Here is a 13,311-nt window from a genome sequence, read left to right as displayed (position 1 = left end):
GAAGCCCGGCGCGGGCTGTGCGATACCCCACATCAATCATAAGTCTCATGAAGGGTTGGTATATGACCGCCAAAACTGGTTTGATGCAGGGTAAACGCGGCCTTATAATGGGTGTCGCCAATAATCGGTCGATCGCTTGGGGGATTGCCAAGGCAGCTCACGACGCCGGTGCGGAACTTGCATTCACCTATCAGGGCGATGCTTTGAAAAAGCGCGTCGAGCCGCTTGCACAGGAACTCGGCGCTTTTTTATGTGGCCATTGCGATGTTTCGGATGCGTCGACCATCGACGCTTGTTTTGCTACCCTCGAAGAGCACTGGGGCAAAATCGATTTTCTCGTTCACGCGATCGGTTTTTCTGACAAGGACGAACTTACCGGCCGCTATGTCGACACTTCGGAAGCCAATTTCACCAAGACCATGCTGATTTCGGTATTTTCCCTAACTGCTGTAGCCAAGCGGGCGGAAAAGCTGATGACCGATGGCGGCTCCATTCTGACGCTGACTTATTATGGCGCGGAAAAGGTCATGCCGAATTATAACGTCATGGGCGTGGCCAAGGCGGCGCTTGAAGCGAGCGTCAAATATCTGGCTGTCGATCTTGGCCCGGATAATATTCGCGTCAACGCGATATCCGCGGGTCCAATCAAAACCCTTGCTGCTTCCGGGATCGGCGATTTCCGCTACATCCTCAAGTGGAACGAATACAATGCGCCGCTGCGCCGTACTGTGACGATCGAGGAAGTCGGCGATGCAGGTCTCTATTTCCTGTCCGATCTGTCACGCTCTGTCACAGGCGAGATACATCACGCTGATAGCGGTTATCATGTCGTAGGAATGAAAGCAGTCGACGCGCCGGATATCTCAGTCGTCAAGGATTGAAATTCAAGTGATTCTGCCTGACTCGGTGATCTACTTTTCGCGTCATGGCGAAACGGATTGGAACGTCGCGGAGCGAATTCAAGGTCAAGCGGATGTCGATATGAATGCGCGTGGCTGTGCTCAGGCCGATCGCAATGGTGATCTGTTAAAATCATTGATCGGCGATGGCGCGGGCTTCGATTTCGTTGCCAGCCCTTTGCGGCGCACGCGCGATACAATGGAGCGAATACGTACCCGCATGGGTGTCGATCCGAAAGCTTACCTTACTGATCCACGCCTGATGGAAGTGAACTTCGGCGATTGGCAGGGGTACATGATCGACGATGTTGCCGCCAAGACGCCTGACCTCGTTCAAGAGCGGGCAAGGGACAAGTGGAATTTCATCCCACCGGGACATACCGCCGAAAGCTATGCGGCGTTGAGTATCCGTGTTGCGAGTTGGTTAGCTGAGGTAAAGAGACCCACGGTGTGTGTAACCCATGGCGGGTGCCTACGAACGATCTTCCGCATGGTCGAGAAACTGGACGGCCACGACGCTGCTAATCTCCTCATCACACAGGATAAGATCCTGCGTCTTGAAAATGGTCAACTTACCTGGATGTAGCTATTCGGTGGTCTCTTCGATGTCGGTGATGTAGCGTTCCTTGTTGACCACGTCGAACATCAACGTAACTTTCATCCCCTGCTCGATAACGCTCAAATCAAATTCGCCCGGCAACTTGTAGACCTTGCCGTCGTCGAGGGTAATTGTCGAATTGTCTTCATCGATCTTGGTGATTGTGCCTTGCGCATCGTCCGCAAGAGCGCCGACCGGAAGCAGGGAGGCGATGAACATGAACGTTGCTACGATGAAGCGCATTTGATTTCCTCTTTTATCAAATCTGTGTTCCGGTCAGTGGTGCAGTTAGAGCGTTCATTTGTGGCAAAACAATTGCTTTTTTCGTCAGGGATGAAGGAATTTCAGCGGCGGGTTTGACCACAGGAGTAAACGCTCATAAAACCCCCTGACAAAACGTCGGGTACGCTTATGTCGCATAATACTTTCGGTCATCTTTTTCGCGTCACCACCTGGGGTGAAAGTCACGGAATTGCGCTTGGATGCGTTGTCGATGGCTGTCCTCCCGGGATTTCCTTCACGGAAGCCGAAATCCAGGCATACCTCGACAAGCGCAAACCCGGACAGTCGAAATATACGACGCAGCGCCGCGAACCGGATCAGGTGCGGGTCCTTTCGGGCGTGATGTTACAGGGCGACGGCGTTACCATGATTTCGACCGGTACGCCGATCTCGATGATGATCGAGAATACTGATCAGCGCTCCAAGGATTACGGCGATATCGCCCGCCAGTATCGTCCGGGTCACGCGGACTACACCTATGATGTCAAATATGGCATCCGCGACTATCGTGGCGGCGGGCGCTCGTCGGCGCGTGAAACCGCAGCGCGCGTTGCCGCTGGCGCTATTGCACGCAAAATCGTGCCGGGGCTTGTCGTTCGCGGCGCATTGGTTGGAATGGGCATTCATACTATCGACCGCAGCCGCTGGGACTGGGATGAGGTCGACAACAATCCATTCTTCACGCCGGATGCCGGCTCAGTCGATATATTTGCAGCCTATCTCGACGGTATCCGCAAGGCTGGTTCGTCCATTGGTGCTGTCGTTGAAGTAGTGGCGGAAAACGTTCCAGCCGGTCTCGGTGCTCCAGTCTACGGCAAGCTCGACCAGGATATCGCCAGCTATCTCATGTCGATCAATGCCGTGAAAGGCGTGGAGATTGGCGATGGCTTCGATACCGCCAAACTCACCGGCGAAGAAAATGCCGATGAGATGCGCATGGGCAATGACGGCAAGCCGATATTCCTGTCGAACCACGCCGGTGGTATACTGGGCGGCATCTCCAGCGGTGCACCCGTGGTTGCGCGATTTGCCGTCAAGCCGACCTCGTCGATCCTGACGCCGCGCCGGAGCATCGATGCTGATGGAAACCAGGTCGATATCATGACCAAGGGCAGGCACGACCCGTGTGTTGGCATTCGCGCTGTGCCGATCGGCGAAGCGATGGTTGCGTGTGCCATCGCGGATCATTATCTCAGACATCGCGGCCAGACCGGCCGTATTTAATCAGGGGACGCCTCACATGGCCTACAATCAAAAACGGGTCGTCGATGCGCTACGCGCTTTCGAACGCGGTGAAATCGTCGTTGTCATGGATGATGACGGCCGCGAGAACGAAGGAGATCTGATCGTCGCGGCGGTCCATTGCACACCGGAAAAGATGGCGTTCATCGTGCGTCATACCTCGGGCATTGTTTGTGCCCCGATGCCCCGTGATCATGCTCGCCGGCTCAATCTCGCGCCGATGGTGGCGGATAATGACGCGCCGCATTCGACTGCTTTCACCGTGACAGTCGATTACAAGCACGGGACAACGACCGGTATTTCCGCCGACGACCGCACCCTGACTGTCCGCAATCTTGCCAATCCTAATTCCGGTGCCGTGGATTTCGTCCGCCCAGGTCATATCTTTCCGCTCGTGGCCCGCGAAGGCGGCGTATTGATGCGTTCGGGCCATACGGAAGCTGCGGTCGATCTGTGCAAGCTCGCCGGGCTTCCTCCCGTAGGAGTCATCTGTGAGCTGGTAAACGATGATGGCTCCGTCATGCGCGGCCCGCAGGTGGCAAGCTTTGCCGAAACCCACAAGCTGCAACAGGTGACAGTCGCCGACCTCATTGCTTATCGCCAGCGCAAGGAAACGCTGATCGAGCGCATCGGTGAATACGAGATCGATACCTGTGCCGGTAAAGCCAAGGCGATCACCTATGCCCTGCCGTGGGAGCCCATGCACCATGCGGCCATTGTCTACGGCGATATCCGCGACGGTGAAGACGTGCCGGTACGCCTGCAGCGTGAGGATGTGCTGAGCGATGTTTTTGGTGCGCGTAACACGCTGGACAGCATTATGAAGCGTATCGCCGAGGAAAAGCGCGGCGTTATTGTTTATCTGCGTGAAGGCTCTGTAGGCGTTGGCCGGGATGATGACCGCAACCGTGCGACGTTGCAGGATCGCGAAGTCCATGCAGAAGCGCGGGTGCGTGAAGAGGAATGGCGGCAAATTGGTCTAGGTGCGCAGATATTGAAGGATCTCGGGATCAGCTCGATCCGGCTGTTATCTTCGCGCGAACGGCACTATGTCGGCCTCGAGGGCTTTGGCATCCAGATCACCAAAACCGATATTATTTGACAGCTGGCTCCGACTTCTTGCGAAGACAGCTTCAAAATAGCAAGGAATGGTCTTCGCATTTGCTATAATCTCGCTGAATAGGCTCATTCAGCGAGGAGACTGCCATGACCGCTCCCCATCCCTCCAAGACTCATATCGGCAATCACGAACTGCATCCCGAGACGTTGATGCTGAACTACGGCTACGACCCCGAACTGTCCGAGGGTGCTGTGAAGCCGCCGGTGTTTTTGACCTCGACTTTCGTGTTCAAGTCGGCAGAAGAAGGACGGGATTTTTTCGATTTCGTCTCTGGACGCCGTGAGCCACCAGCCGGCACGGGGGCAGGGCTGGTCTATTCCCGTTTCAACCACCCCAATAGCGAGATCGTCGAGGACCGGCTTGCCATCTACGAGCGCACGGAAAGCTGTGCGGTGTTTTCCTCCGGCATGTCGGCGATTGCCACGACACTGTTTGCCTTCGTGCGTCCTGGCGACGCGATCCTGCACTCACAACCGCTCTATGGCGGCACAGAAACGCTGCTCGCCAAGACCTTCCTCAACATGGGCGTCGCCGCAGTAGGCTTCGCCGATGGCGTGAACGAAGATTCGGTGCAAGCTGCGGCCGAAGAGGCTATGCGGAAGGGTCGCGTCTCAGTAATCCTCATCGAAACGCCCGCCAATCCAACAAACAGCCTCGTTGACGTGGCGATGATCCGTCGGATAGCCGAAGCGATCGGCGAGCGACAGGGACACCGTCCTGTCATCGCCTGCGACAACACTCTGCTCGGACCTGTCTTCCAACGGCCTATTGAGCATGGCGCGGATATCTCGCTCTATTCGCTGACCAAATATGTCGGTGGCCATTCCGATCTGATCGCCGGAGCAGCGCTAGGATCAAAAGCCGTGATGAAACAGGTGAAGGCGCTGCGAGGTGCCATTGGTACTCAGCTCGATCCACACTCCTGCTGGATGCTCGGGCGTTCGCTTGAAACGCTCAGCATCCGCATGGAAAAGGCCGACAACAACGCCTTGGCGGTCGCCGATTTTCTGCGTGACCATCCGAAGGTCGAGAAAATCCACTATCTGCCGTACCATGAAGCATCGTCACCACTCGGCAAGACTTTTGCTGCACAATGCACAGGCGCAGGCTCAACATTCTCTTTCGATATTCGCGGCGGCCAGCCCGCGGCATTCAAGTTCCTCAACGCTTTGCAGATATTGAAACTGGCCGTCAGCTTGGGAGGTACGGAATCGCTCGCCAGCCATCCTGCGACGATGACTCATTCCGGTGTCCCAGTGGACGTGCGCCAGCGTATCGGCGTACTCGACTCGACAATCCGGTTGTCGATCGGCATTGAGCACCCGGACGATTTGATAGCCGATCTGGCGCAAGCCCTGAGCGTGGCCTAAGTGGTCAAACCTGCAGCATCTGGTAAATCCGTTCACTTCGCTCTTGTGCAACGTCGGTAGGCTGGTGCAAATTTGAGCATGGGCCGCTTCGGTCATGCTCATGCCCTTTGCAGTTGCAGAAAGCTTTCATGGTCACACGTCTTTATTCGCATCCGATCTATCTCGAACATCTGACGACCATTGGTCATCCGGAGCGACCGGATCGGCTTCGGGCTTTGAGCAAGGTGCTGGAAGACAGCACCTTTGATGCGCTGGATCGCGTCCAGTCGCCGATGGGCGATGAAGCGACCATACTTTATGCGCATCCGGAGACATTCCTTGAACGGGTGCGCAGTATGATCCCCGAGACCGGGCTGACCCGCGTCGATTCAGATACCACCGTAAGTCCGAAAAGCTGGGAGGCTGCTCTGACGGCAATCGGTGCAGCCAACGCCGCTGTCGATGACGTATTTGCGGGCAGGGCGGACAATGTCTTCGTGGCGTCGCGTCCGCCTGGTCACCACGCGGAGCGCGACAAAGCTATGGGCTTTTGCCTGTTCAACAATGCCGCCATCGCTGCCCGTCATGCACAGAAGGCTTATGGCATCGAACGCGTTGCGATCGTCGACTGGGACGTGCACCACGGCAATGGCACACAGGACATCTTCTGGGATGATCCGTCGGTGCTTTATTCTTCGACGCACCAAATGCCTCTCTATCCCGGTACCGGAGCCAAAGACGAAACTGGCGCTGGCAATATTGTTAATGCGCCGTTGAGCCCCCAGACCGGTAGCGATCATTTTCGCGAGGCGTTCAACACACGCATTCTCCCAGCCATCGATGCGTTTCAGCCGGAACTAGTAATCATTTCAGCTGGCTTCGATGCGCACCACCGCGACCCACTGGCGGAAATCAATCTGTTTGAAGACGATTTTGACTGGGCGACGGGTGCTCTTATGGAAAGAGCTGGGAGCTATGCGTCAAACCGCCTTGTCAGCCTTCTGGAAGGCGGGTACGACCTCAAGGGAATGTCGCTCTCGGCGGGCGCGCATATCAGACGCTTGATGGGAGGTTGAAGCATGGCCGACGTACAGAACAATTCCGACATCGCCGCCATGAGCTTCGAACAGGCACTCGACCAACTGGAAAAGATCGTCGACGATCTGGAGCGCGGCGATGTGCCCCTCGAACAGTCGATCCGCATCTATGAACGCGGTGAGGCTCTAAAAAAGCATTGCGATACCCTGTTGCGTGCCGCCGAAGACAAGGTGGAAAAGATTCGCCTTGGCCGCAACGGTGAACCTGTCGGTACCGAGCCGCTCGATCCGGAGTGACACTGAAGCGCGCTGTTCAGCACCGTTCTGAAACGCTATGGTGGGGCTTCGATAATCCGGAGCAGCGCGTATGAGTTTTTTCCCTTGCCCAGACCCGAAACCAGGCGACGCAACAGCCGTCGATGCTATCGAGACGCTGATCATCCCACGCACCAGCGATATTGGCGGGCTCGAGGTGCGTCGTGCCTTGCCGAGCGCCAAGCGTCGTCTCGTCGGACCTTTCATTTTCTTCGACCGGATGGGACCGGCAATCCTCCGGCCGACAGATGCGCTGGATGTGCGGCCACATCCGCATATTGGTCTTTCGACCGTGACCTATCTCTTCGATGGAAATATACGTCACCGCGACAGCCTCGGCACCGAGATGGTCATTACACCTGGCGACGTCAATCTGATGACAGCGGGTCGTGGTATTGTCCATTCCGAGCGCTCGCCGGAAGAACTGCGCACCGGGCCCTTGCCGATTTCAGGTCTGCAGACCTGGCTGGCATTGCCGGACCATCTGGAAGAAATAGATCCGGCCTTTGCCAACACTGGTGCCGGCGAGCTGCCAGTGTTGCGCGAGGCTGGTTTGGAAGCACACGTCGTTATGGGCAAGTTCCATGGCGCTAGTTCCGGAGTGAAGCAGCACACGGAAACGCTTTACGTGGACGTTCGACTGCAGCCCGGAGCCCACATCCAGATACCAGCCAACGCCGCCGAGGAACGGGCTATCTATACGCTGGACGGGTCGGTCGAAATTGCCGGAGAGGGCTTCCCGGCAGATCGTCTTTTGGTGTTCCGCACCGGCGACGAGATCGTCATCCATGCATCGGAAGGTGCCCATTTCATGCTGTTTGGCGGCGCTGCTCTGCCCTCCAAGCGCTATATCTGGTGGAATTTCGTCTCCTCATCCAAAGAGCGAATCGAACAGGCGAAAGAGGAATGGCGTTCCGACCGATTTGATATCGTACCTGGCGACGAGGAAGAATTCATCCCCTTGCCTGAAAATTGACTTGTAGGGGAATGAATCTCCGCTTCTTGCTGGCCTGGTGGTTTTCATTTAGGGAACGGCAAGAATTGAGCTTGGAACTGGAACCTGCGCTTTGGCCGACAAATTTGAAACACCGCTGCTCGATCGCGTTAAAATCCCTTCGGATTTGCGCCAATTGCCGGAATCCGATCTGCCGCAACTGACGCAGGAGCTACGCACCGAACTGATTGATGCAGTTTCGACAACAGGCGGCCATCTCGGGGCCGGGCTTGGCGTTGTCGAGCTGACAGTCGCACTTCATCACGTTTTCGACACACCGCATGACCGGATCATCTGGGATGTCGGCCATCAGGCCTATCCGCACAAGATATTGACGGGGCGGCGCAACCGCATCCGCACCCTCCGGCAGGAAGGTGGGCTTTCCGGCTTCACCAGGCGCAGCGAAAGCGAATACGATCCTTTCGGCGCGGCCCATTCTTCTACGTCGATATCTGCGGGTCTAGGTATGGCGGTGGCTAGCGATCTGTCCGGCACGAAGCGTAACGTGATCTCGGTGATCGGCGACGGCGCGATGTCGGCGGGCATGGCCTACGAGGCAATGAATAATGCCGGTGCGCTCGACGCACGCCTCATCGTCATTCTCAACGACAATGACATGTCGATTGCGCCACCCACCGGCGCGATGAGCGCTTATCTGGCACGTCTTGTTTCCGGACGCGCTTACCGCTCTTTCCGCGAGACCGCCAAGCAGCTTGCAAAGAAGCTGCCGAAATTCCTGCAGGAAAAGGCGCGGCTCTCGGAAGAATATGCGCGCGGTTTCTGGACCGGCGGCACGATGTTCGAGGAGCTCGGCTTCTACTATGTCGGCCCGATCGATGGACACAATCTCGATCACCTGCTGCCCGTTTTGAAGAACGTCCGCGACACCATGGATGGGCCGGTTCTAATTCATGTCGTCACTCAGAAGGGCAAGGGCTATGCGCCGGCGGAGGCTGCGGCGGACAAATATCACGGCGTTAACAAATTCGATGTCATCACCGGTGCACAGGCGAAGCCGCCGGCCAACGCGCCGAGCTATACAAAGGTGTTTGCAACAAGCCTGATCGAGGAAGCGCGCCATGACGACAGGATCGTCGCCATCACCGCGGCGATGCCCGGCGGTACCGGCCTAGATCTTTTCGGCGAGGTCTTTCCCGAACGCACGTTCGATGTCGGAATCGCCGAGCAGCATGCTGTCACGTTCGCCGCAGGTCTAGCAGCTGAGGGCTTCAAGCCGTTCGCCGCGATCTACTCGACATTTCTGCAGCGTGGCTATGATCAAGTGGTTCATGACGTGTCGCTGCAGAACCTGCCTGTACGCTTTCCGATTGACCGGGCCGGGCTGGTGGGTGCCGATGGGGCGACCCATGCGGGGTCATTCGATACCGGTTTCCTGGCTGCGTTACCGGGCTTTGTCGTGATGGCCGCATCCGATGAGGCGGAATTGCGCCATATGGTACGCACGGCGGCTGAATACGACGACGGGCCGATCTCTTTTCGTTATCCGCGTGGCGACGGTATCGGTGTCGATTTGCCGGAGCGTGGACAGATTTTGCAGATTGGCAAAGGCCGGATCGTCCGGGAGGGTTCGAAGGTGGCGTTGCTCTCGTTTGGCACGCGCCTGCAGGAATGTCTGGCTGCCGCAGATGAGCTGGATGCGGCAGGACTTTCCACGACTGTTGCCGATGCCCGCTTTGCCAAGCCATTGGACGAAGCTCTGATTCGTCGTCTGACGCGCGAGCACGAGATTCTCGTTACGGTGGAGGAAGGCGCGATCGGCGGATTCGCTTCGCATGTTCTGCATTTTCTGAGCCGCGATGGGCTGTTGGATAACGGTCTCCGTGTCCGCACGCTTACCTTGCCCGATCTCTATTTCGATCATGCCAAACCGGAGGCGCTTTACGTCCGTGCGGGTCTTGATAGTGCCGGCATCGTGCAAACGGTCTTTAATGCGCTTGGCCGCGATCACATCGTTGCACCCGCCCGTGCGTAAGACGGTTTGATGCGTCTCGATCAGCTTTTGGTGGAAAGAGGCCTGTTTGCCAGCCGCTCGCGAGCACGCGACGCCATTGTGCGCGGGACTGTGCAAATAGATGGAGCTATCGTCACCAAACCGGGTGCGACGATTGCAGAAACTGCAATTATTGGCGTCGATGATCCGGCAAGCGCCTATGTATCCCGCGCTGCTCTAAAACTCATTGCAGGGCTTGATCATTTTGCCATCGATGTGAAGGGTCGGGCGGCTCTCGATATCGGCGCTTCGACAGGTGGTTTTACACAAGTTCTGCTGGAGCGCGGTGCAGATCATGTTATTGCTGTCGATGTCGGACATGGTCAACTACATGAGAGCCTAAGGGCCGATGAGCGCGTCACCAATCTTGAAACTCTGAATGCCCGGGAACTGACACGCGATCATCTGGATGGTCGCAAGATTTATCTGGTCGTCTCCGACGTCAGCTTCATTTCGCTGAAACTTGCATTGCTACCGGCATTGGATATGGCAGAATCCGGCAGCCATTGCGTGCTTCTGGTCAAGCCGCAATTCGAGGCGGGACGGCAAGCCATCGGCAAGGGTGGTATTTTGCGCGACGCGAAGGATGGCGAACGCGTCGCAAATGATCTAAGGAACTGGCTGGATGGATTGCCGGGCTGGGAAGCCCTCGGGCTTTGCCCTTCGCCCATCGAGGGTGGTGATGGCAATCGCGAATTTCTTCTGGCCGGCCAGAAAAGCAAAGATTGAAAAGAAAAGATTAATGAGTACGCGCGTAACGATTGAACGGATGGGCGCTGGCGGCGACGGCATTGCCGCCACTTCGGCTGGAAGCGCCTATGTGCCGTTTTCTCTGCCCGGCGAAGTTGCCAATGTTGCGCTGGAAAATGGGCGCGCGACCCTCATGGCGCTACTGGAACCATCGCCCGAGCGTATTGCGCCCGCCTGCCGCCACTTCGAGGAGTGTGGCGGCTGCACATTACAGCATTGGCAGGGCAGCGCCTATCAGGACTGGAAACGATCGCTCGTCCAGGATGCGCTTGCGAGCAGGGGGCTAACATTCAGGCTCGATCCGCTTGTGCCCTGCGCGCCGCGGACCCGGCGCCGCGCGGTTTTTGCCGTCCGCACGAGCGAGCATGGCGCAGTACTCGGTTTCAACAAGCACCTTAGTCACGAACTGATTGATATCGTCGAATGTCCGGTAACAGTTCCGGAAATCGTTGCGCGTCTTGACGACCTGCGCGACCTTGTAGCTGTTCTCGGCGGAGGGATGAAGCCGTTCAGGCTAACGGTAACTTCAACCGCCTCAGGTCTGGATATTATGGCGTCAGGATGTGGCGCACCCGATGCCGCGAAACGTCAGGCGCTAACCGCTCTGGTTATCAAAAAGGATTTTGCCAGGCTGAGCTTTGAGGGCGAAATCATTGTCGAGCCGAGAAAACCGATCGTTCACTTCGGCAAAGTCCCGGTGTTCTTGCCTCCGGGTGGATTTCTGCAGGCAACCGTGGAGGCCGAAGCAGCCATGTCGGCGCTGGTAACCGGCCATCTTGGCAGGGCGAAAAAGGCTATCGACCTGTTTTGCGGGTCGGGAACTTTTGCATTGAGGATGGCGGAAAAATCCGCAGTTCATGCCGTAGAAAGTGACCAGGCGGCTGTCAGCGCTCTCGATCGTAGCGTACGCTATGTCCAGGGATTGAAACCGGTCACCGTGGAGCGCCGCGATCTTTTTCGGCGTCCGTTTCTGGCGCGAGAGCTAAAGCCGTTTACTGGCCTGGTTTTTGATCCGCCGCGTGCCGGCGCGGAAGAGCAGGCGGTCGAAATCGCAAAATCGTCAGTACCGAAAGTGGTGGCAGTCTCGTGCAATCCTGTCACCCTTGGCCGCGACCTGAGCATCCTCGTCAAGGGTGGTTACAAGATCGACCGCGTGGTGCCAATCGACCAGTTTCTCTGGTCGTCGCATGTGGAAGCGGTGGCTTTGCTCAGCAAAAAGTAGGCAGTTACACCGCTGTCCCACCTACGGTCATCTGATCCATCCGCAGATGCGGCTGGCCGACGCCGACCGGTACCCATTGGCCGCCTTTGCCGCAATTGCCGATGCCCGTATCGAGCTGCAGGTCGTTGCCGATCATTGAAATGCGTTGCATCGCGTCGGGCCCATTGCCGATCAGCATCGCGCCCTTGACGGGTGCACCAAGCTTGCCGTTTTCAATCATGTAGGCCTCGGTGCAGCCGAAAACGAATTTGCCGGATGTGATGTCCACCTGGCCACCGCCGAAGGAAACGGCATAAATACCGTTCTTGACCGAAGCGATGATTTCTTCCGGCGTCTTGTCGCCGCCGAGCATATAAGTATTGGTCATGCGCGGCATAGGTGCGTGCGCATAGGATTCGCGCCGCCCGTTGCCGGTTGGCTCCATTCCCATCAGGCGGGCATTTTGCCGATCCTGCATATAGCCGACCAGAATGCCGTCATCGATCAATACGGTCTTGTTGGTCGGCATGCCCTCATCGTCGACGGTCAGTGAACCACGCCGTTCGGAGATCGTGCCGTCATCGACGACGGTTACGCCCTTGGAAGCGACTTTCTGCCCGAGCAATCCAGCAAAGGCAGATGTTTTCTTCCGGTTGAAATCGCCTTCAAGGCCATGTCCGACAGCTTCGTGAAGCATCACGCCCGGCCAACCACTGGAAAGCACGATGTCGAATGTGCCAGCCGGTGCCGGTATCGCTTCCAGATTGACCAGAGCCTGGCGTAGCGCTTCATCAGCAGCATATTGCCATTTATCCGCAACGATGAATTCACCGAAACCCTTGCGCCCACCCGAACCGTAGGTGCCGCTTTCCTGCCGGTCGCCGTCACCGACAACAACAGAGACATTGAGGCGAACCATCGGGCGAACATCGCGCACGAAATGACCGTCGGCACGCAGGATTTCTACCTGTTGCCATGAAGCCGCAAGCGAAACAGAAACCTGCCGCACTTTGGGATCCTTCGCACGGAGATAGGCATCGATCTCCTGCAGGAGCTTTACCTTCGCCTCGAAGGTTGGTGAACCGAGCGGGTTTTCATCGCTATAAAGGCTGCGGTTGGTCCCGGGCGGCGCTGCGGTATATGTTCCGGCGTGACCCGTCCGAACCGCTGATGCTGCATCGGAAGCACGCTTCAGCGCGCCAAGCGACAACTCGCCCGCATGCGCGTAACCAACCGACTCGCCAGCGACGGCACGCAAACCAAATCCCTGATCCTGGTTGAAAGAGCCGTTTTTCAGGCGGCCATTGTCGAAGGAAAGGCTTTCAGATTCGCGGTACTCAATAAAGAGTTCGCCATCATCCGCGCCGTCGAGGCTTTGCTTGACGGTTTCAAGGACTTTTTCGCGTGGTGCGTCAAAACTGTCGATCAGGCTTTTCATGAGACTAGGTCCGGTTCAAATTGCATGAACCGGATGTAGGCCTTCGGAGGGCCCGCGACAACCGCAATCTTGCTT

Annotated in this window: 13 protein-coding genes; 11 read left to right on the top strand and 2 right to left on the bottom strand. The window is 57.0% G+C overall.

Features of this window, described 5'->3' with window-relative positions; translation table 11 throughout:
• The first annotated feature begins 62 nt into the window (after positions 1-62).
• Both fabI and ACSQ3H_RS20645 read left to right on the top strand, forming a co-directional pair.
• A complete protein-coding gene (fabI, locus tag ACSQ3H_RS20650; protein WP_436118765.1) occupies positions 63-881 on the top strand; it encodes an enoyl-ACP reductase FabI in 819 nt (272 codons plus the stop codon).
• Positions 882-894: 13 nt separating this feature from the next.
• On the top strand, positions 895-1,485 hold the full coding sequence (locus ACSQ3H_RS20645; RefSeq protein WP_436119520.1) for a histidine phosphatase family protein: 591 nt from the start codon (positions 895-897) through the stop codon (positions 1,483-1,485).
• Here the strand turns inward: ACSQ3H_RS20645 and ACSQ3H_RS20640 are convergent, their stop codons facing one another.
• Complete coding sequence (locus ACSQ3H_RS20640; protein WP_209997721.1) at positions 1,486-1,740, bottom strand: DUF1344 domain-containing protein; 255 nt, start codon at positions 1,738-1,740, stop codon at positions 1,486-1,488.
• A gap of 168 nt (positions 1,741-1,908) precedes the next feature.
• Between ACSQ3H_RS20640 and aroC the strand changes: the two genes are divergently transcribed.
• The 9 genes from aroC (at position 1,909) to ACSQ3H_RS20595 (ending at position 11,819) form a co-directional block, all read left to right on the top strand.
• On the top strand, positions 1,909-3,003 hold the full coding sequence (gene aroC, locus ACSQ3H_RS20635; protein WP_436118764.1) for a chorismate synthase: 1,095 nt from the start codon (positions 1,909-1,911) through the stop codon (positions 3,001-3,003).
• Between the two features lie 16 nt (positions 3,004-3,019).
• Positions 3,020-4,123, top strand: a complete 1,104-nt coding sequence (gene ribB, locus ACSQ3H_RS20630) for a 3,4-dihydroxy-2-butanone-4-phosphate synthase (protein ID WP_436118763.1) — start codon at positions 3,020-3,022, stop codon at positions 4,121-4,123.
• Positions 4,124-4,227: 104 nt separating this feature from the next.
• A complete protein-coding gene (locus tag ACSQ3H_RS20625; RefSeq protein WP_436118762.1) occupies positions 4,228-5,511 on the top strand; it encodes a cystathionine gamma-synthase family protein in 1,284 nt (427 codons plus the stop codon).
• A 128-nt stretch (positions 5,512-5,639) separates the two neighbouring features.
• A complete protein-coding gene (locus tag ACSQ3H_RS20620) occupies positions 5,640-6,566 on the top strand; it encodes a histone deacetylase family protein (protein ID WP_436118761.1) in 927 nt (308 codons plus the stop codon).
• A 3-nt stretch (positions 6,567-6,569) separates the two neighbouring features.
• Positions 6,570-6,824 carry an exodeoxyribonuclease VII small subunit gene (locus ACSQ3H_RS20615; protein WP_106666407.1) on the top strand — a complete coding sequence of 85 codons (255 nt, stop codon included), beginning with the start codon at positions 6,570-6,572 and terminating at the stop codon, positions 6,822-6,824.
• Positions 6,825-6,894: 70 nt separating this feature from the next.
• Positions 6,895-7,818 carry a pirin family protein gene (locus ACSQ3H_RS20610; protein ID WP_436118760.1) on the top strand — a complete coding sequence of 308 codons (924 nt, stop codon included), beginning with the start codon at positions 6,895-6,897 and terminating at the stop codon, positions 7,816-7,818.
• 91 nt (positions 7,819-7,909) lie between these two features.
• Positions 7,910-9,829, top strand: a complete 1,920-nt coding sequence (gene dxs, locus ACSQ3H_RS20605) for a 1-deoxy-D-xylulose-5-phosphate synthase (protein WP_436118759.1) — start codon at positions 7,910-7,912, stop codon at positions 9,827-9,829.
• A gap of 9 nt (positions 9,830-9,838) precedes the next feature.
• Complete coding sequence (locus ACSQ3H_RS20600; protein WP_436118758.1) at positions 9,839-10,576, top strand: TlyA family RNA methyltransferase; 738 nt, start codon at positions 9,839-9,841, stop codon at positions 10,574-10,576.
• Positions 10,577-10,589: 13 nt separating this feature from the next.
• Positions 10,590-11,819: a class I SAM-dependent RNA methyltransferase gene (locus ACSQ3H_RS20595; protein WP_436118757.1), complete on the top strand. Its 1,230-nt coding sequence runs from the start codon at positions 10,590-10,592 to the stop codon at positions 11,817-11,819.
• 4 nt (positions 11,820-11,823) lie between these two features.
• Here ACSQ3H_RS20595 and tldD read toward each other — a convergent pair whose 3' ends face one another.
• Positions 11,824-13,236, bottom strand: coding sequence for a metalloprotease TldD (gene tldD, locus ACSQ3H_RS20590; RefSeq protein ID WP_436118756.1), 1,413 nt, complete (start codon positions 13,234-13,236; stop codon positions 11,824-11,826).
• Between the last annotated feature and the right edge of the window lie 75 nt (positions 13,237-13,311).

The organism is Phyllobacterium sp. LjRoot231 (genome assembly GCF_964253365.1).
Taxonomy (GTDB): domain Bacteria; phylum Pseudomonadota; class Alphaproteobacteria; order Rhizobiales; family Rhizobiaceae; genus Phyllobacterium.
This window is presented reverse-complemented; position numbering and strand designations above follow the sequence as displayed.